We start from the raw sequence: 19,273 nt of genomic DNA, 5'->3' as shown, positions 1-19,273 counted from the left end.
ATTACGGGCCAAAAGGCCTGATGCGCGCGGCCCCGTGCGACCCGTAGGGTCGACGACCATGAAGATCCATGCCGAAGCGCTGCTGTTCGACAACGACGGAACCCTCATCTCTTCGGTGGAGTCCGTCTACCGTTGCTGGACCAGGTGGGCGCAGGAGTACGGAATCACGCCGGAGGCCTTCGCCCGCGTCGAGCTGCACGGCCGCCCCGCCGCCGAGATAGCCGCCGACCTGCTGCCCGCGGACGTGGTGCCCGAGGCGGTGGCCCGTATCGAACAGCTCGAGGTCGAGGACGTGCCCGGGGGAGTCGTCCTGCTGCCGGGCACCGCCGAACTGCTGGCGCAGCTGCCCGCCGACCGCTGGGCCGTGGTCACCTCCGCGACCCGGCGGCTGGCCGAGGCCCGGCTCGAAGAGGTCGGCATCCGGCCCAAGAACCTGATCGCCGCCGACGACATCACCCGCGGCAAGCCCGACCCGGAGCCCTTCCTGCTCGGGGCGCGGCGGCTCGGCGTGGACCCGGCGCGCTGCGTGGTCTTCGAGGACGCCCCGGCGGGGCTGGCCGCGGGGCGCGCCGCGGGCATGCGAACCGTGGCCTTGGCCACAACGCACGAGCCCTCCGAGCTGCTCGCCGATGTGGTCGTCGGTGACCTCTCGGCCGTGTCCGTGCAGGCCACGGGCACGGGAGTGGAGATCATCACGGCCGGCTGAGCCTGTCCGCAGGGCGTGTCAGGGCTGTCCGATATGCGGATGGCCCTGATCGCTCCGTACTCCTGTCTGCTTTACTTGCCAACATGACCACGACGAGCAGCCGCACCCTTGCGACCGAGGCGATCACGACGCCCGGTGCTCGTTGTATGTGTCGAATGTGCGCCATCTGAGGGCCCCTGCCTGAGCCTCGCGCCCCGAAGCGAGACCCGACAGCCGAGCCGAATCCGATGCACCGCCCGACCGCATCGGACCGAGCCTGCCCCCGCGCACACGTCGCCCACCGGCCACCAGCCGAATCGGCCGTGCTGCGCCCGACTGTCCGAACCTGAATGCCCCGTGCCCGGCGGACACCGCGCCGTGCACTCGACAGTGACGGAATACCCCCTGTGATCACCACTACGGGCCTTACCAAGGTCTATGAGTCGCGAGGCCGCCAGGTCACCGCCCTGGACGGTGTCGACCTGCATGTCCGTGAGGGCGAGGTCTTCGGAGTCATCGGCCAGAGCGGCGCCGGAAAGTCCTCGCTCATCCGCTGCGTCAATCTGCTGGAGCGCCCCACCTCCGGCACCGTGACCGTCGCCGGCCAGGACCTCACCGCGCTGGCCGGCCGCGGCCGGCGCGCCACCAGGGAACTGCGCGAGGCGCGCAGCCGCATCGGCATGGTCTTCCAGCACTTCAACCTGCTGTCCTCGCGCACCGTCAAGGACAACGTCGAACTGCCCCTGGAGATCCTCGGGATCCCGGGCGCCGAGCGCTCGCGCAAGGCCCTGGAACTCCTCGACCTGGTGGGTCTCGCCGACAAGGCCAAGGTGTACCCCGGACAGCTCTCCGGCGGCCAGAAGCAGCGCGTCGGCATCGCCCGGGCGCTCGCCGGCGACCCCAAGGTGCTGCTCTCCGACGAGGCGACCAGCGCCCTGGACCCTGAGACCACCCGCTCGATCCTCCAGCTGCTCCGCGACCTCAACCAGCAGCTCGGACTGACAGTTCTGCTCATCACGCACGAGATGGACGTCGTCAAGACGATCTGCGACTCGGCAGCCCTGATGAAGAAGGGGAAGGTCATCGAATCCGGCACGGTGAGCGAACTGCTCGCAACCCCCGGCTCCGAACTGGCACGGGAGCTGTTCCCGGTGGACGGCGAGGCTTCAGGACCGGAGAGCACGGTCATCGACGTCACCTTCCACGGCGATGCCGCCACCCAGCCCGTGATCTCCCAGCTCTCGCGTACGTACAACATCGACATCTCGATCCTCGGCGCCGCGATGGACACCGTCGCCGGCAAGCAGATCGGCCGGATGCGCATTGAACTCCCGGGCCGGTACGAGGACAACGTCGTCCCGGTCGGCTTTCTGCGCGAGCAGGGCCTCCAGGTCGACGTCGTCGACGCCCCCGCCGAGCCGGTCGCCCTCCCCACGCAGGGCGGCGCCGCGCTGGTCAAGGAGGGTGCCAAGTGACCTGGTCGGAGATGCAGCCGCTGCTGAGCCAGGGCACCGTCGACACCCTCTACATGGTTCTGTGGTCCACCCTCGTCACCGTCGCGGGCGGACTGCCGCTCGGTGTGCTGCTCGTCCTCACCGACAAGGGCGGGCTGCTGCAGAACACCCCGGTGAACAAGGTCGTCGGCGTGATCGTGAACATCGGCCGGTCGCTGCCTTTCATCATCCTGCTGATCGCGCTGATCCCCTTCACCACGCTGGTCGTCGGCACCTTCATCGGCCCCACCGCGATGATCGTGCCGCTCGCCGTGGGCGCCATTCCGTTCTTCGCGCGACTCGTCGAGACGGCGATCCGCGAGGTCGACCACGGACTGGTCGAGGCCGTCCAGTCGATGGGCGGGTCCATCCCGACGATCGTCCGCAAGGTGCTGCTGCCGCAGGCCCTGCCCTCGCTCGTCTCCGCCGTCACCACCACCGTGATCGTGCTCGTCGGCTACTCGGCGATGGCCGGCGCGGTCGGCGGCGAGGGGCTCGGATCCAAGGCCGTCACCTACGGATTCCAGCGCTTCGAGACCCAGTTCATGCTCATCACGGTCGTCATCCTGATCGCCATCGTCACCGCCGTGCAGCTCATCGGTGACGGCGTCGTACGACTCCTGGCGCGCCGGGGCCGTACCGCTTCCTGACCGCATCCCGCACAGCCCGCACTCCTTGTCCGGGCGCCGTTCCGCTCCACCAGTTCCACCAGAAAGAGGCACTCTTCGTGCGTAAGAACATCAAGCTCACCGCTGTCGCCGCCGCTGCCGCCGCTCTCTCCCTCGGCCTCACCGCCTGCGGCACCGCTTCCGACCCGGCCGCCAAGTCCGACTCCGGCGACAAGGCCGACGAGTCCAAGGCGCTGGTCGTCGCCGCGTCGCCGACCCCGCACGCCGACATCCTCAACTACATCAAGGACAACCTGGCGAAGAAGGCCGGACTGAACCTCGAGGTCAAGGAGTTCACGGACTACGTCCTGCCGAACACCGCCACCGAGAGCGGCCAGGTCGACGCCAACTTCTTCCAGCACAAGCCGTACCTCGACGACTTCAACAAGAAGAACAAGACCCACATCGTCCCGGTCGTCAACGTCCACCTGGAGCCCCTGGGCCTCTACTCCAAGAAGTCCAAGGACATCATGGAGATCAAGGCCGGCCAGACCATCGCCGTCCCCAACGACACCACCAACGAGGGCCGCGCGCTCAAGCTGCTCGCCGACAACGGCCTGATCACCCTCAAGGACGGCGCCGGCACCGACGCCAAGCTCTCCGACATCAAGGACAGCAAGGGCCTGAAGTTCAAGGAGCTGGAGGCCGCCACGCTGCCCCGCGCCCTGAACGACGTCGACGCCGCGGTCATCAACGGCAACTACGCCATTGAGGCCGACCTCAAGCCCGCCCAGGACTCCCTGGCGCTGGAGAAGCCCGACGGCAACCCGTACGCCAACTTCCTCGCCGTCAAGGAAGGCAACGAGAAGGACGCCCGCGTGGGGAAGCTCGCGAAGCTCCTCAACTCCCCCGAGGTGAAGAAGTTCATCGGCGACAAGTACGCCGGCTCCGTCGTCGCGGCCTTCGGCGCCGTCAAGTAGCGCTCGCCGAAAGCCCCTTGAACGAGGCCCCGCGCACCGCGTTCCGGTGCGTGGGGCCTCCTCGCGGGCCCACCCGGCCATGCACATCCCCCACCCGATGCTGCATGCTGTGCCTTTACGGCTATGACCCTTACGACGGTCTTCGGCATGGAGCTGCGCATGACTACCACCTTCCCGGACGTGTCCATCAGCACGGAGCGGTTGGTGCTGCGCCCCTTCGAGGAAGCCGACATCCCGGCGCACACCGAGATGATGAACGACGAACAAGTCACCGCCTGGACCTCGGTGCCGCACCCGTACACCGTCGCCGACGCCGAGGAATGGGTCGGCAGGATCGCTCCTGCCGAGCGCGCCGAAGGCCGTGGAATCGTTCTGGCCGTCACTGAGTTCCTCACCCAGCGGCTCGTCGGCACCGTCCATTTGCAGAACACCAACTGGCGCACGCTCGCCGCCGAGGTCGCGTACGTCACCGCCCCCTGGGCGCGAGGCGAGGGCTACGCCACCGAATCGGTGCTGGCCGTGGCCAAGTGGCTCTTCCGCAACCAGAGGTTCGAGCGCCTGGAACTGCGCACGGCCGCCGACAACACCGCCTCCCAGCAGGTCGCGCAGAAGATCGGCTGCATCAGCGAGGGCGTGCTGCGCAACGCCTGGATAGCGCGTACGCAGACGGAGGACGGAGGCTGGGCCGACATCCGCACCGATCTGATCGTCTGGAGCCTGCTGCCCGAGGACCTCGAGGGCGTCGCCGACCAGATGGCGGACGCGGGCTACGCCTCCTTCACCGACTGGAACTGACAGCAGCCGGTCGGGGTCGGCCACCGCCGCGCCAGGTACTCTCACCCTGCCCGCACCCGTGCGGGCTCCCCGACCTGCGACGACACCAGGAGACTGACAACGATGGCCGACCGGGTCACGGTGATCGGCTGGGACGGTTCGCCGCTCACCGCTGCGGCCAGGTCCGCCCTCGCGGCCTCAACCCTGGTGGCAGGAGCGGCCCACCACCTGGCCCTCCCCGAGGTGCCCAAGGGCGCCGAGCGTATCCGGCTCGGCAGCGTCGACCTCGCCGCCCGGCGGATCGCGGGCCACCGCGGCAGCGCCGTCGTCCTCGCCGACGGCGACCCCGGCTTCTTCGGCGTCGTACGCACCCTGCGCGCCCCGGAGCACGGCCTGGAGGTCGAGGTCGTGCCCGCCGTCTCGTCCGTCGCCACCGCCTTCGCCCGGGCGGGCATGCCGTGGGACGACGCCCAGGTCGTCGTCGCCCACCGCCGTACGCTGCGTCGCGCCGTCAATGTGTGCCGGGCGCACCCCAAGGTCGCCGTCCTCACCTCCCCGGGCGCCGGCCCGGCCGAGCTCGCCCTGCTTCTTGAAGGCGTGCACCGCACCTTCGTCATCTGCGAGGAACTCGGCACCGACCGTGAGCAGGTCACCGTCATCACCTCCGACAAGGCCGCCGACCACGCCTGGCGCGACCCGAATGTCGTCGTCGTCATCGGCGGCGCGGGGACCCCTGCGGTGCCCGGCGGGGGCTGGATCGCGGGCCACGAACCCGGCTACCCGCCGGCGGTGCGCGGCTGGGCGCTGCCCTCCCAGGCGTACGGACAGGCGTATGGACAGTCGTACGGAGAAGGCCTCGGCGAGGGCGAGTCGGTGCAGTTGCGCGCCGCCCAACTGGCCCGTCTCGGCCCCCGCATCGGCGACCTGGTGTGGGACATCGGCTCCGGCAGCGGCGCGCTCGCGGCGGAGGCTGCCCGCTTCGGCGCCGCGGTCATCGCCGTCGACGCGGACCCGGCCGCCTGCGCTCGCACCGACGCCACGGCCCGGCACTCGGGCGTCCAGCTCCAGGTCGTCCAGGGCCGCGCGCCGCATGTGCTGGAGCGGCTGCCCGAACCCGATGTCGTACGGCTCGGGGGTGGGGGGGTGCCGGTGGTGACCGCCTGCGCCGACAGGCGCCCGCAGCGCATCGTGACCCATGCCTCGACCCGGGACGAGGCCGAGGCGATCGGCGCGGCACTGGCCGCGGGCGGATATGCGGTGGAGTGCGCACTGCTGCAGTCCGTCGAACTGGACACCGCGGACTGGGCGGAGCGGGATCGTTCCGTCGTCTTTCTGCTCTCCGGCAGGCGCTTGGACCGCGCCCCCTGACCCCGCGCCGCGCGGCGCGGGGTAGGCTGGCGGATCGTTGTACCGCAGCCGGTCGTTCGTCGCTTCGTTCGACAATGTCCGGAAAAAGGGGGCGCTTTGGCTCCCGTATGTGGTACGTCGGAACCGGGGGAGGCGCAACGTGGCGCAGCCCACAGCGGACCGTGGCGGATCTCCCTGCCGCGGCGGCGAACGGCCGCGAGAATGCTTGGGGTCCGTGGGTCATCGTGCCGCTCGGCGCACACGCTCGTTCTTGTTGACGGGCGTCAGGTGTGCCGCGATCGGGCGTCCCGGGCGATGGGCGAAGGAGCACAAGCGATGGGCGAGGGGTACGCATGACTGACACCGGCCAGATCCCGGGCGAGGGGCTGCCGGAGAACGCAGGCATGGTGGAGCAGCCGGGCATCCCCGCTCCGGGCGCGTACACCTTCCTCGAACCCTCCGAGAACGGTCCGGAAGAAGACGATCTGCTGCTGATGCCGGGGGCGCAGGGGGCGTGGAGCGACCCGCAGCCGGTGCAGCCCGTACAGCAGGGCCCGGTGGGGCTGGGGGCTGGGGGCCGGGCTACGGTGGCGATGCCGGTGGCTCAGGCGCCCGGGCCGGAGCACGTCTCCTCTGAGTACCTCGTTCCTGAGCATCTCGTTCCCGAGCACGTCGTTCCTGAGCACGTCGCTTCTCAGTACGGCGTTTCTCAACACCACGGGGCCGAGCTCTTTGCCTCCGAGTCTTATGTCGAGGTGCCCGCGCAGATGCAGGCGCCCGTGGCCCAGGAGTTCGCGGCTCCGGATCTTGCCGCACCCGCCTTCGCGCAGGAACAGTTCGCTCCGGCGCAAGAGGCCGTCGCCGAGTCGGCCGCGCCCGTCCACCACGCGAACGAGTCCAGAGCGCACGAGGCCGGGGGCCGTGACTCCGGCTCCGTAGACCTCAGTGCCGCACGCGTCCCGCCCGCATCGGCCACGCCGACGCCTCCGCCCGCGCGGCGCCCGCTGCACATGGGCCCGCCGATGCCCGACAGCACCGGCGGTGTGGTGCGCTCTCTCGCCGACCGCGGTCCGGCGGGGACGCCGCCGCACGTCATGCCCGTACACACTCCCGGGCCGCCCACGGCGGGCCTGGAGTACCTCGACATTCCGCGCGACGAGACCGGCGCCGTGCTGCCGGGGCCGCAGTTGGGCGAGATCCCGCCGCAGGCCGCGGGCCCCTGGGACCCGCAGCCTCCGCAGTCCCATACGCCGACTCCGGCAGCAGCAGAAACGGTCGTCCCAGAGCCCGCGCCGGTCGCTCCAGTCACACCTGCCGCGCCGGCCACTCTGGAGGCGGCCGATGCGCCTGCCCCGGCACCCGAGCCGCAGCCTGAAACAGAGCCGGAGCCGACGCCTGCCGGGCAGTTCGTCCACGTCGAGGCAGCGCTCCCCACCACGCCGCACCTGGCGCCGACGCCGGTCGCTGTGACGGTCGAACCCGAGCCGGAAGTGGCGCCCGAGCCCGAAGCGGTGCCCGAGCCCGTACAGGAAGTGGCGGCAGCGGCCGCCGAGTCTGTGCCCGAGGCGGTCGTGTCCGAGCCCGAGCCCGAGGCGGTCGTGTCCGAGCCCGAGCCCGAGCCCGAGCCCGAGGCGGTCGCGCCCGAGCCTGTGCCCGAGGCGGTCGCGCTCGTGTCCCTGCCCGCGCCACGCGACGGCGGCTCGGAACCGCTCGCGGAGCCCACCCCCGAGCCCGCCGCCGAGGCCGAGCCCGTCGCGGCTCCCGAGGTCGCCGAAATCGACGAGGACGCCACGGTCGTTGAGGTCGCCACGGTCGTTGAGGTCGCCGAGGAGGTCGTCGTGGCCGAAGAGTCCGCGCCGGCACCCGAACAGGAGCCCGCGCCCGCGCCGCTCGCGGTCGACGGCGCGCCCGCACCCGGTTACGACGACGCCGAGCGCGAAGCCGTACTCCGCGTCATGCGCGAGCGCCGGGACATCCGTAACGGCTTCCGCAGCGACCCCATCCCGCACGACGTGCTGCTCCGCGTACTTGAGGCCGCCCACACCGCGCCCAGCGTCGGCCACTCGCAGCCCTGGGACTTCGTCGTCATCCGCTCCGCCGAGACCCGGCGCACGATGCACGAGCTCGCCCAGCGTCAGCGCGAGGCGTACGCCAAGTCGCTGCCGAAGGGCAGGGCGAAGCAGTTCAAGGAACTGAAGATCGAGGCGATCCTCGACACCCCGGTGAACATCGTGGTCACCGCCGACCCGACGCGGGGCGGCCGCCACACGCTGGGTCGGCACACCCAGCCGCAGATGGCCCCGTACTCCTCCGCACTCGCCGTCGAGAACCTGTGGCTCGCCGCCCGCGCCGAAGGCCTCGGTGTCGGCTGGGTCAGCTTCTTCGACGAGCGTGAGATGGTGCGTGCGCTGGGGCTGCCGGAGCACCTCGAGGTCGTGGCGTATCTCTGTGTGGGTTACGTCGACGAGTTCCCGGAGGAGCCCGAGCTGATGCAGGCGGGCTGGTCCAAGCGCCGTCCGCTGTCGTGGGTCGTCCATGAGGAGACGTACGGCCGGCGCGCGCTGCCCGGCGAGAAGCCGCACGATCTGCTCCAGGAGACCGTCTCCAACATCCGCCCGCTGGACGCGAAGGCGCTCGGCGAGGCGTGGGAGCGGCAGAAGCGGATGACCAAGCCGGCGGGCGCGCTCGGCATGCTGGAGATCATCTCCGCGCAGCTGAGCGGACTGTCCCGGCTGTGCCCGCCACCGATCCCGGAGCCCGCCGCGGTCGCGATTTTCGCGGGCGACCACGGGGTGCACGCGCAGGGGGTCACGGCGTGGCCGCAGGAGGTGACGGCCCAGATGGTGGCCAACTTCCTCGGCGGGGGCGCTGTCTGCAACGCGTTCGCCACGCAGGTGGGCGCGGAGGTCTGCGTGATCGACGTGGGTGTGGCCGGGGACCTGCCGGCCACGCCGGGTCTGCTGCCGCGCAAGGTCCGGCCGGGTACGGCGGACTTCACGACCGGCCCCGCGCTGACCCGCGAGGAGGTCCTCTCGGCGGTCGAGGTCGGCATCGAGACCGCGCGGGACCTGGTGGCGGCGGGCAACAAGGCGCTGCTCACCGGTGAGATGGGCATCGCGAACACGACGGTCTCGGCGGCGCTGATCTCCGTCTACACGGGCATGGACCCGGGCGAGATCACCGGCCGCGGCACGGGCATCAACGACGAGATGCACGCCCGCAAGGTGGACGTGGTGCGCCGCGCGCTGAAGCTTCACGCGCCCGACCCGGCGGACCCGGTCGGCGTCCTGTCCGCGGTCGGTGGCCTGGAGCACGCGGCGCTGGTCGGCTTCATCCTGGGTGGTGCGTCGCTGCGTACGCCGGTGGTGCTGGACGGCGTTTCGGCTGGCGCGGCCGCGCTGGTCGCCCGTGCGATCGCTCCCGAGGCGCTGGCGGCCTGCATCGCGGGCCACCGCAGCGCTGAGCCCGGCCACGTGGCAGCCCTCAACAAGCTGGGCCTTCGCCCGCTGATCGACCTGGACCTGCGTCTGGGCGAGGGCACGGGTGCGCTGCTGGCGCTGCCGGTGGTGCAGAGCGCGGCGAGAGCGATGCACGAGGTGGCGACGTTCGACTCGGCGGGCGTTACGGAGAAGTAGCGCGGCGGGGGCCGGGGTGGGGGCACGGTGCCCCAGGCGCCCCCGGCCCGTAAGGTGGGCGCCGGGGCTTCGCACCCCGCCCCACCAGCCGCTTCACCGCCGCAGCGGCTCCGTGCACGCACCACCCGCCCGAGGAGCCCGCACCGTCATGGCCGAGCATGCCGAGCACCCCGCCTATCCCGTCGGACTTCGCCTGACCGGACGCCGCGTCGTCGTACTCGGCGGCGGCCAGGTCGCCCAGCGCCGGCTCCCCGCGCTCATCGCGGGCGGCGCCGAGATCGTCCTCGTGTCACCGGACGCGACCCCCTCCGTCGAGGCGATGGCCGCGGCCGGCGAGATCCGCTGGGAGCGGCGTCCGTACGCCGAGGGCGACCTTGCCGACGCCTGGTATGCCCTCATCGCCACCTCCGACGCCGAGGCGAACGAGCGCGCCTCCGCCGAGGCCGAGCGCACCCGCACCTGGTGCGTACGCTCCGACGACGCGAGCGCCGCCACCGCCTGGACCCCGGCCACCGGGCGGTCCGAGGGCGTGACCGTCGCGGTGCTGACCGGGCGCGACCCCCGCCGCTCCGCCACCGTGCGCGACGCCATCGTCGAGGGCCTGCGCGACGGCACGCTCGCTGCCCGCCACCACCGCACCAGGACCCCCGGCGTCGCCCTCGTCGGCGGCGGTCCCGGCGATCCGGATCTGATCACCGTCCGCGGCCGCCGCCTCCTCGCCGAGGCGGACGTCGTCATCGCCGACCGCCTCGGCCCGCGCGACCTCCTCGACGAACTCCCGCCCCACGTCGAGGTGATCGACGCCGCGAAGATCCCGTACGGCCGCTACATGGCCCAGGAGGCCATCAACAACGCCCTGATCGAGCACGCGAGGGCGGGCAAGGCGGTCGTACGCCTCAAGGGCGGCGACCCATTCGTCTTCGGCCGTGGCATGGAGGAGGCCGAAGCCCTCGCCGAGGCCGACATCCCGTGCACGGTCGTCCCCGGCATCTCCAGTTCCATCAGCGTCCCCGGTGCTGTCGGCATCCCGGTCACCCACCGCGGTGTCGCGCACGAGTTCACGGTGGTCAGCGGCCATGTCGCCCCCGACGACGAGCGTTCGCTGGTCGACTGGGCCTCCCTCGCGGGGCTCCGCGGCACGCTCGTCGTCCTGATGGGAGTCGACAAGATCGGCGCGATCGCGCGGACCCTCATCGCCCACGGCAAGAGCCCAAAGACCCCGGTGGCCCTGGTCCAGGAGGGCACCACCGCGGCCCAGCGCCGCGTCGACGCGACCCTGGCGACCGTGGCCGAGACGGTACTGGCCGAGGACGTACGCCCGCCGGCGGTCATTGTGATCGGCGAAGTCGTCACCGTCGGCCCGCAGGCCGCACGGCGCAACGCCTAATGCGTAACCGTCAGTAACACACCTCCGCCCGGCCGTTGGCACCACACCCTGGAGAAGGCAGTATCACCCTGTGGCTGATCTCATCACTGTCGAGGACCCCGACGACCCGCGCCTGCGCGACTACACGGGTCTGACCGACGTCGAGCTCCGGCGCAAGCGCGAGCCCGCGGAAGGCCTGTTCATCGCCGAGGGCGAAAAGGTCATCCGACGGGCCAAGGACGCCGGTTACGAGATGCGGTCGATGCTGCTCTCCGCCAAGTGGGTCGACGTCATGCGCGACGTCATCGACGAGCTCCCGGCCCCCGTGTACGCGGTGAGCCCCGAACTCGCCGAACGCGTCACCGGATACCACATCCACCGCGGCGCACTCGCCTCCATGCAGCGCAAACCCCTTCCTACGGCCGACGATCTGCTCCAGTCGGCCCGTCGCGTGGTCGTCATGGAGTCGGTCAACGACCACACCAACATCGGCGCGGTGTTGCCTTTGAGTCTACAAAGGCGTGCTGATCAACGTCGTATCGCGATCTTCGAGGATATCGTTGATCATGCCAACCTGGGTGCAGCCTTCCGCAATGCGGCGGCTCTGGGAGTGGACGCCGTATTCCTCACCCCGCGCTGTGCCGACCCCCTCTATAGGCGGGCCGTGAAGGTGTCCATGGGGGCTGTCCTCGCCGTTCCGTACGCCAGGTTTGAGTCATGGCCGCGTGACGCCGATGTCGTCCGGAAGCACGGCTTCGTGCTCGCGGCCCTCTGCCTCTCGGAGCGGTCCATCACTCTCGACGAGCTCGCCGACCGCCATTACGAGAAGCTGGCCGTGATGTTGGGCACGGAGGGGGAGGGGTTGTCGGCCGGAGCGCTACGGGCTGCCGACGAGCATGTACGCATCCCGATGGATGCTGGTGTCGACTCACTGAACGTGGCCGCTGCCTCAGCTGTCGCCTTCTACGCCACCCGGCCGAGGTCTGACTGACCCCGGAAGTGATCATGAGCCGCGGCCCGCAGGCGCGGCCGTCGGTCACGTCGAAGTGGTCAAGGCGGCGGCGATCCAGTCCAGGCGGTCCAGGGGTGCCATCGCATAGTGGTAGAAGTCGACCCGCCGCACGCCCGCGTTCCTGGCCGCGGCCACCTTCGCGGCCAGGTTCTCGGGTGTGGCGCAATCCGGCAGCAGGGGCCGGATCGCGACGGACAACGGCGCCTGGCCGATTTCGCCGCGGTACGCGGCCAGTATTGAGGACACTCGCTGCGGGGTCGCGGCATAGCCGAGTACCGCCAACTCGTCCGCCTCCGCCGTGATCCGGCTCGGAGCAACCCCGAGTTTCCGGGCGGGCACAAGGGGAGACTCGTCCGCTTCGGTACCGGCCATGACGTGAGACATGGCTCCCGCGTGGTCGATGAAGGTCAGTTCGACACCCGCCGCGGAGACGACCGCGCGCACGTTCCTGGTCAGTTCCACCACCACGGTCTCGCGCATCGACAGGTACCCGTCCAACTCCGCGGCAAGGGCGGGCTCCAGGGCCGGCATCGGCTCACCGGCCCAGAGCGGCTCCAGGGCATGCCGGATTCCGGTGGCCAGTCCTTCGACGTCCACCCCGTCCGCAGCGCCCTGCTGCCGACAGTGGGTGCAGAAGCACAGGCCCAGGAGCATGCGGGCGGTGGGAGGCAGGTCGATCAGGTAGCGCTCGTGGTGTTCGCCGTGCTCGAAGGGCCGGTAGTGCAGGCATTCGGCGAGCAGCCTGGTGACCGGATACCGGCAGACGTCGGCCGCCAGTGCCAGGAAATAGTCGCGCACCTTCGGATTGGCCGGGCACAGATCACCGCGGGACGTGTCGCCGTAGACGTTCCGCACGGTGCAATCCGGGTTCGTAGCACCGATCCGGGAATTGTGCGTGAAGATCGTCCAAGCATTCACCTGGAGGCCGTGCCGCTCGGCTCGCTTACCCAACTCGGCGAGGACGTCCACGCCTTGGGCGTCCTCGGCCAAGGGCGGCACCATCCCGGCGGGATAGGTGCCGGCCCGGGGTACGAACCAGGAGATGTCACCTTCATGGCGATACACCCGGTGCACCGGATTGTGCGGGAAGACATCCCGCGCGTTGTGGTAGGTGGCCGACACGGAAACCGCCTGCACACCGGCGCGGTCGGCGAGGTTGCCCAGCACGTTGTCGTAGCCTTCGTGCACCAAGTCGGTCCCGAAGACGAACATCGAGGCCTTCATGCCGCGCCCTCCGTCGTCCGCCGCAGGACGCGCCCTGCCACGGCGTGGGTGTCGTGCCCGTCGTCGACCACCACCACGCCGTTCACCACGACGGTGCGCACCCCGCCGCAGAACCGGTGCGGGTCGTCGAAGGTGGCGTTGTCGATGACCGATCCTGGGTCGAAGAGCACCAGATCGGCTGCCGCACCCGGCTTGATCACGCCGCGGTCGGTCAGCCCCAGACGCCGCGCGGGCAGCGACGTCATCTTGCGCACGGCCTCCTCAAGACCGAGGACCTTGTCCTCGCGTACGTATCGGCCGAGCACCCGCGCGTACGTTCCGTAGCTTCGCGGATGTGGCCGGCCCCCCGCCTCGGGGCTGAGCGTCCACCCGTCGCTGGCGATGGCGGTGAGCGGATGGCTCATGATCCGGCGCAGGTTGTCCTCGGACTGCCCGTGCACGATCGTGAGGATCCCCCCGCCCGCCTCGGACAGCAGGTCCAGCGCCGCGTCGACCGGATCCTGGCCGCGCGCCTGCGCGACCTGGGTGAGGGTCCGGCCGACGTACGCGGTCAGCGGCCCCTCCGGCACCTCGGCGATCACTACGGTGTCGGGCTCGAACACGCGCAGCCCGGCTCGCAGATCCTCTGGCCGCTGCGCGGCCATCTGCTCCCGGGTCCTGGCACGCTGGTCCGGGTCCGCCAGGCGCGCCTGCATCTCCGCCACGCCACCGACCAGAGCCCAACGGGGAAGGACAACCGCCAGCCCGGTACTTCCTGCGGTGTACGGGTACTGGTCCAGCAGCACGTCCATGCCTTCGGCCGAGGCTGCGTCGACCAGGGCCAGGGTGCGGCTGACCTTCGGCCAGTTCCCCTGGCCCATGATCTTGTGGTGGCTCAGCTGCACTGGGAGACCGGCCCTGCGGCCCACGTCCAGCGCCTCGGTCACCGCCTCCTCGACCGTGGTCGCCTCGCTGCGGATGTGGGTCGAGTAGAAGCCACCGGCCTGGGCCGCGGCCTCGGCGACGGCGACCAGTTCGTCGGTCGTGGCCGCGCTGGCGGGTGCATAGGTGAGCCCGCTGGAGATGCCGAAGGCGCCTGCCGCCATCGCGTCCGCGACGTATTCGGTCATCTGCGCCAGTTGCTCCGGGCTGGGTTCACTGGTGTCGAACCCCATCGCAGCCATCCGGACGCTGCCGTGTCCCACCTGACAGGCGACGTTCCCGGACAGCGGCAACTCGTCCAGCAGCGCGAAGAACTCCTCCGCGGTGTGCCAGGAGCCCCAGGGCAGCCCGGCGTCGAGGAAGCCGGCGTACTCGCGCAGCAGCGCCATCCGCTCGGGCACCACCGGGAACGGGGAGAACCCGCAGTTACCGGTCAGCTGCGTGGTTACGCCCTGGGAGACCATCGACAGCGCGCGCGGGTACGACGGCAGCGTGAAGTCTGCATGGGTGTGCAGGTCGATGAAGCCGGGGCTGAGCACCAGGCCCTCGGCATCGACGACACGCCGGGCGGGCGTACCCCCCAAGTCGCCCACGGCGACGATCAGACCGTCCGCGACGGCGACGTCGGCGGAGAAGCCCGGTGCGCCCGTCCCGTCGACCACCGTGGCGCCGCGCAGCAGCAGGTCATGGATCATCGGCCAGGCCCGTCATCGGGCAGCACCGCCAGGGCGCTCACCTCCACCAGAACGCCGGGGCGCAGGCCCACGTACACGGTGGTGCGTGCCGGGTAGGGCTGCTCGAAGAACTCCGCGTACACCCCGTTGAACTCGGCGAAGTGGTCGGTGTCGGTGAGATACGCCTCCACCGAGATCACGTCCGCCAGCGACGCCCCGCTCGCTTCCAGAGATGCCCGCAGGTTCTCCATCGCCAGCCGGGTCTGCGCGGTCACGCCTTCCACGATCGACCGGTCGGGCAGATAGCCGCACTGTCCGGCCGCGGCCACGATTCGGCCGATGCGGCAGCTCGTCGAGTAGGGGCCTCCGACCGGGGGGCCGTCCGGGACGACTCCAGCCTGACGGGTCATGAGGGTTGCTCCTTACGTGGGGAAGTCGATTCGGGAGAATCGGTTCGAGGAAGGGGAGGTGCTTGGATAAATGAGGATTCCGGCGAAGTTCAGAAGAAGGTGAGGATGCCGTCGACGACCGTGTGGTCGTCGTCGAGGATCGGCAGAAGGGGCGCCTTGTCGAACGCGGCGCACGGGTGTGACACCAAGAGGGTGACGATGTCCCCCGGGCTGATGGCCAGTTGGGGGTCTACCGTCATGAACGCGTGCTGGTCCATCAGCTTGGTCACGGACGCCGTGCCACTAAGGTCGACGACCTCGCCGTCCGCACGGTGCAACCGGGCAGGCATCGGCATCTCCACGTCGTAGGCCAGGTCCCGCTTGCCGGCACCCAGGATGGCAAGCCCCGGTTCGGGCCGGGACAGCACCACGGCCCAGGACTCCAGGGCGTTGCGGAGCTCCAGCGCCTCGCCCGGCTGTCGCCGCTCGTCGAGCGGTGACAACTCCCGGTAGCGGCCGGCGTCGTGCGTGATGTAGCAGCCGCTGCGCAGCACCAACCGGGGGCTGACCCCGGTGCCGGACCAGTCGCCCAGCCGCTCCACCACGCGGTCGAAGTAGATGCTGCCGCCCGCCGTGATCAGCATCCCGTCGGGATCGGCCAGGCCCTGCGCGGCCAGTTCCACCGCGAGTGCCTTGACCTGGTCCAGCACCGTGTCGACCGCGTCGAGCTCCTGCGGGCTCACGCCGCGTGCGGCCAGCCCTTCGTACGCTTCCACGCCTGCCACCCGAAGGTGCCGGGAGGCCGCGACGGCCTGGGCGACCGCGACCGCCTGGTCCGCCTCACGGGTGCCGGTGCGGCCGCCCGGAACGCCGACCTCGACCAGCACCGACAGTTCGCGGGAGCGGAGTACCCCATCGAGCGCGTCGTCCATGAGCCGCACCGCGGCGGGGTCGTCGACCAGGCACAGGAAATCGAAGGACGGGTCCTCTTCCAGCTCGCGCCCCACCCACCGCAGCGCGCCGCGTTCCACCAACTCGTTGGCGAGCAGCACCCGTGGTACGCCGAAGCGGCGCATGATCCGCACCTGGCCGGGAGTGGCGGCGGTCATGGCCCAGGCGCCGGCCTGGAGCTGACGCTCGAACAACTGCGGCGCCATGGTGGTCTTACCGTGCGGGGCGAGCAGCACCCCGTGCCGGGCGCAGTACTCGGCCATGGTGGCGATGTTGTGTTCGAGCGCCCCGGCACGCAGCGTGGTCACCGGCAGCGACAGGTCGCCGCGGGCCACGTTCCATCCCTGCTTGCCGAACTCGGCGAAAGGCAGTAGCTGTTCAAGGGGGATGCCTTTGAACCGGTGGTCCAGGACTATGTCGCCGAGTTCCGCCATCGCTTCGGTCTTCATGTCAGCCCTTCGCCCGAACGGGGTTGACCAGGGTTCCGATGCCGGGGATACGGCATTCGGCGATGTCCCCGTCCTGGATGACCACAGCACCGGGGGTGCCGGTGGAGATGATGTCGCCCGGGAAGAGCGGCATCACCTTGCTGTGGAAGCTGACCAGGAACTCCGGGCCGAAGGCCATGTTGGAGACGGTGTTGGTGCGCCGCACCTCGCCGTTGAGCGCGGTGCTGACCTCGACCTGCGACAGCGAGCCGAAGGTCGCCAGCACCTCGGCCAGCGGGATGACGGCGGGGCCGAAGGAGAAGAACGTGGGGAAGTTCTTCGACCGGGTCAGGAAGCGCGGGTTGCGCTGCAGAATGTCCTCGGCCGTCTGGTCCAGGATCGTGCAGACGCCCCAGACATAGTCGAGTGCGTCCTCTTCCGACACGTCACGGCACAACTTGCCGATCACCAGGCCGAGTTCGGCCTCAGCGGTGACCCGCCCGCTCTGCTCCGGCAGCACGATCTCCTCGCCGGGACCGACGATGGTGTGGTCGCCCTTCATGAAGGAGGCGGGCTCGGTGGGGACGCTCTCGGACAGGTCCCCCGCGTGGTCCACGTAGTTCAACCCGATGCCCCAGATCTTGCGCGGAGACCGGTACGGCGCGACGAACGTGACCGTAGCGGGGTCGAAATACCTGTCACTGTCCGCCGCGGTGGCGGCTGCCACCGCCTCGCGGTATGTCTCGGGGTCGAGCAGGTCCATGGCGTCGCCGGCGAAACTGGGGAGCACCTCGGCCACCGGGATCACCCCCCGGTCCGCGTCCACCAGCACCGGGCGGGCCGCCGGTTCCCCGGCAATCGTTGCAATCCTCACGCCTTCTCCTCAACAGGGTTTTCAGTACCACAGGTTCTTGCTGACGACATTGACCAGGGGCTCACCGGCCGCGAACCGCACCGCGTTGGTGCGGAACACCTCCAGTCGCCGGTCGTTGATGTAGGGGCCCACCACGGCGACGTGCGGAGTGACGATCGCCTTCGGGTGGCGCCAGAGCGGGTGGTCTGCCGGCAGCGGCTCGATTTCGAACACGTCCAGTCCCACACCGCCGAGGCGTCCCGAGTCCAGGGCCGCGCAGACCGCGTCGAGCGACACCGTCGGGCCGCGACCGATGTTGACCAGGAGTGCGCGGGGCGGCAGCAACGCCAGCCGCTCGTCGTTGATCAGGCCTTCGCTTTCCGGAGTGTGCGGCAGCGTGAGCACCACGACGTCGGCCCGGGGCAGCAGGGTGTCCAGCTCCGCGGGCGAGTGCATCGACCGCACGCCCTCGGGCGGACTCTCGCGCTGCGGGTCAACGCCCAGCACGGTGACGCCGAACGCGTTCAGCATGCGGCCGATCTCCGCGCCGATGCCGCCGACCCCCACCACGACGGCCGTGGCCTCCGGCAGGTGCACGACGTCGGAATCGTCCAGATGCCGGACCCATGCGCCGTCCGCCTGCTGTCGTGCGTACCGATGCAGTCCGCGCGCCAGCGCCAGGACCATCGCGACGGCGTGCGTGGCGACGTGGTCGTTGTAGATGCCGCGGAAGTTCGTGACCTCCACCGGATGCGCAACCAACTCCTCGAAGAAGTAGCCCGGGGGCGGAGCGGCCATCGGCGCCTGCAGCCAGCGCAGTTGCGGTGCGGCCGCGAGCAGGTCGGGATCCAGGGTGCCGAAGGCGGCTTCGGCGCCGGGCAGCAGTTCCAGTGCCTCCTCACGTGTCTCGGCTATCCGGACCTTCAACTCGTCCACAGCGGACACCGCCTCGGCCCAGGACCGGGTCACGTCGTCCTGCGGGGGCAGCATTACAAGTCGCGTCATCGCTGCGTCCCCAATCGGTTGTGCCACGAGCCGTCGCCGGTGAACGCCGCGAGGTTGCGCTCGAACAGCTTCCCCCATCGCGACCCGTATCCCGGGCTGTCGCCGGCGCTGTGTGCCGAGATCACCACGTTCTCCAGGTCCCAGAGCGGGGAGTCCTCGGGCAGCGGTTCGGGATCCGTCACGTCCAGCCCGGCCCCGCGCAACTCGCCGCTGCGGAGCGCCTTGAGCAGCGCGTCGTGGTCCACCAGGGCGCCACGCGCGACATTGACCAGCCACCCCGGCCCGAGAAGGGACAGCGCTCGCTCGCCGATCAACGCGCGGGTGTCCGGGGTGGCCGGGGCGGTCAGCACGACGACGTCGGCCCACTCGCACAGTTCGTCCAGCGCCGACGGGTCCCGCACATCGCTCACGCAACCGTCGTAGGAGCTGGGGTCCCGCTTGATGCCGACGACATCCATGTCCCACGCCAGCGCCCGGCGGGCCACCTCCTCCCCGATGAGCCCGAGCCCGACGACCAACATCCGCTTGCCGTTGAGTTCCTCACCCGTCAGCGGCTCCCAACGGTGTTGGGCCATGTTGCGAGCCGACCGGCCGATTTCCCGCGTGCATGCCAGCAGCAACGCGAAGGCGTGTTCGGCCACGCACGCCGAGTGGACGCCGTGGGCGGTGGTGAGCACGACTCCGTTCGCCGCCAGATCGGCGAGCGGGTACTGCTCGAAGCCGGCGCCGGTTCCGGCGATCCAACGGAGCGAGGGGGTGAGGAAATCCTCGCGCCAGTACGAGGTGACCAGCACCTCGGCACCGTCGGCCAGCGCCGCCGCCACCTCGTCCTGGTCCCGGGCGACCAGAAGATCCACGCCGGGGACCTTGTGCAGGATCGAGTCCACCCCGGTGGGAAACCACGGGTGCAGGACTGCACGTATCACTG

At 70.4% G+C, this 19,273-nt stretch carries 16 protein-coding genes; 9 read left to right on the top strand and 7 right to left on the bottom strand.

The features are described 5' to 3' along the window. Positions 1-58 precede the first annotated feature (58 nt). From ACWDO5_RS08950 to ACWDO5_RS08910, 9 genes are all read left to right on the top strand, one after another. The gene (locus tag ACWDO5_RS08950) at positions 59-706 is read left to right on the top strand and encodes an HAD-IA family hydrolase (RefSeq protein ID WP_450529652.1); all 648 of its coding nucleotides are present in this window, start codon (positions 59-61) and stop codon (positions 704-706) included. 386 nt (positions 707-1,092) lie between these two features. After that, positions 1,093-2,160 carry a methionine ABC transporter ATP-binding protein gene (locus ACWDO5_RS08945; protein WP_450529651.1) on the top strand — a complete coding sequence of 356 codons (1,068 nt, stop codon included), beginning with the start codon at positions 1,093-1,095 and terminating at the stop codon, positions 2,158-2,160. Next, positions 2,157-2,828, top strand: coding sequence for a methionine ABC transporter permease (locus ACWDO5_RS08940; RefSeq protein WP_450529650.1), 672 nt, complete (start codon positions 2,157-2,159; stop codon positions 2,826-2,828). Before ACWDO5_RS08945 ends, ACWDO5_RS08940 begins: the two co-directional genes overlap by 4 nt. 77 nt (positions 2,829-2,905) lie before the next feature. Beyond that, positions 2,906-3,766 carry a MetQ/NlpA family ABC transporter substrate-binding protein gene (locus ACWDO5_RS08935; RefSeq protein ID WP_450529649.1) on the top strand — a complete coding sequence of 287 codons (861 nt, stop codon included), beginning with the start codon at positions 2,906-2,908 and terminating at the stop codon, positions 3,764-3,766. 147 nt (positions 3,767-3,913) lie between these two features. After that, entirely contained in the window at positions 3,914-4,561 is a 648-nt protein-coding gene (locus tag ACWDO5_RS08930) for a GNAT family N-acetyltransferase (RefSeq protein WP_450529684.1), read from the top strand. A 102-nt stretch (positions 4,562-4,663) separates the two neighbouring features. Further along, a complete protein-coding gene (gene cbiE / locus ACWDO5_RS08925) occupies positions 4,664-5,908 on the top strand; it encodes a precorrin-6y C5,15-methyltransferase (decarboxylating) subunit CbiE (RefSeq protein WP_450529648.1) in 1,245 nt (414 codons plus the stop codon). A 332-nt stretch (positions 5,909-6,240) separates the two neighbouring features. Then, complete coding sequence (gene cobT, locus ACWDO5_RS08920) at positions 6,241-9,522, top strand: nicotinate-nucleotide--dimethylbenzimidazole phosphoribosyltransferase (protein WP_450529647.1); 3,282 nt, start codon at positions 6,241-6,243, stop codon at positions 9,520-9,522. Positions 9,523-9,670: 148 nt separating this feature from the next. Next, positions 9,671-10,909: a uroporphyrinogen-III C-methyltransferase gene (cobA, locus tag ACWDO5_RS08915; protein WP_450529646.1), complete on the top strand. Its 1,239-nt coding sequence runs from the start codon at positions 9,671-9,673 to the stop codon at positions 10,907-10,909. A 70-nt stretch (positions 10,910-10,979) separates the two neighbouring features. Next, positions 10,980-11,879, top strand: a complete 900-nt coding sequence (locus ACWDO5_RS08910) for a TrmH family RNA methyltransferase (RefSeq protein ID WP_450529645.1) — start codon at positions 10,980-10,982, stop codon at positions 11,877-11,879. Positions 11,880-11,924: 45 nt separating this feature from the next. Here ACWDO5_RS08910 and ACWDO5_RS08905 read toward each other — a convergent pair whose 3' ends face one another. The 7 genes from ACWDO5_RS08905 to ACWDO5_RS08875 all read right to left on the bottom strand — a co-directional run bounded on the left by ACWDO5_RS08905 (position 11,925) and on the right by ACWDO5_RS08875 (position 19,271). Continuing rightward, the gene (locus tag ACWDO5_RS08905; RefSeq protein WP_450529644.1) at positions 11,925-13,124 is read right to left on the bottom strand and encodes a hypothetical protein; all 1,200 of its coding nucleotides are present in this window, start codon (positions 13,122-13,124) and stop codon (positions 11,925-11,927) included. Further along, positions 13,121-14,740 (bottom strand): N-acyl-D-amino-acid deacylase family protein, encoded by a 1,620-nt coding sequence (locus tag ACWDO5_RS08900; RefSeq protein ID WP_450529643.1) that lies wholly within the window; start codon positions 14,738-14,740, stop codon positions 13,121-13,123. The genes ACWDO5_RS08905 and ACWDO5_RS08900 overlap by 4 nt, the downstream gene beginning before the upstream one ends. Next, a complete protein-coding gene (locus ACWDO5_RS08895; RefSeq protein ID WP_450529642.1) occupies positions 14,737-15,129 on the bottom strand; it encodes a RidA family protein in 393 nt (130 codons plus the stop codon). The genes ACWDO5_RS08900 and ACWDO5_RS08895 overlap by 4 nt, the downstream gene beginning before the upstream one ends. An 89-nt stretch (positions 15,130-15,218) precedes the next feature. Next, positions 15,219-16,508, bottom strand: a complete 1,290-nt coding sequence (locus tag ACWDO5_RS08890) for an amino acid deaminase (protein WP_450529640.1) — start codon at positions 16,506-16,508, stop codon at positions 15,219-15,221. 1 nt (position 16,509) lies between these two features. Continuing rightward, on the bottom strand, positions 16,510-17,361 hold the full coding sequence (locus ACWDO5_RS08885) for a fumarylacetoacetate hydrolase family protein (protein WP_450529638.1): 852 nt from the start codon (positions 17,359-17,361) through the stop codon (positions 16,510-16,512). Positions 17,362-17,382: 21 nt separating this feature from the next. Beyond that, positions 17,383-18,345 (bottom strand): D-2-hydroxyacid dehydrogenase, encoded by a 963-nt coding sequence (locus ACWDO5_RS08880; protein WP_450529636.1) that lies wholly within the window; start codon positions 18,343-18,345, stop codon positions 17,383-17,385. Beyond that, the gene (locus ACWDO5_RS08875; RefSeq protein ID WP_450529634.1) at positions 18,342-19,271 is read right to left on the bottom strand and encodes a D-2-hydroxyacid dehydrogenase; all 930 of its coding nucleotides are present in this window, start codon (positions 19,269-19,271) and stop codon (positions 18,342-18,344) included. Before ACWDO5_RS08875 ends, ACWDO5_RS08880 begins: the two co-directional genes overlap by 4 nt. Positions 19,272-19,273 lie beyond the last annotated feature (2 nt).

The sequence above is a fragment of the Streptomyces sp. NPDC000880 genome, from assembly GCF_053599675.1.
The sequence above is the reverse complement of the archived record's forward strand: the minus strand, read 5'-3'. Positions and strand labels throughout refer to the sequence as shown.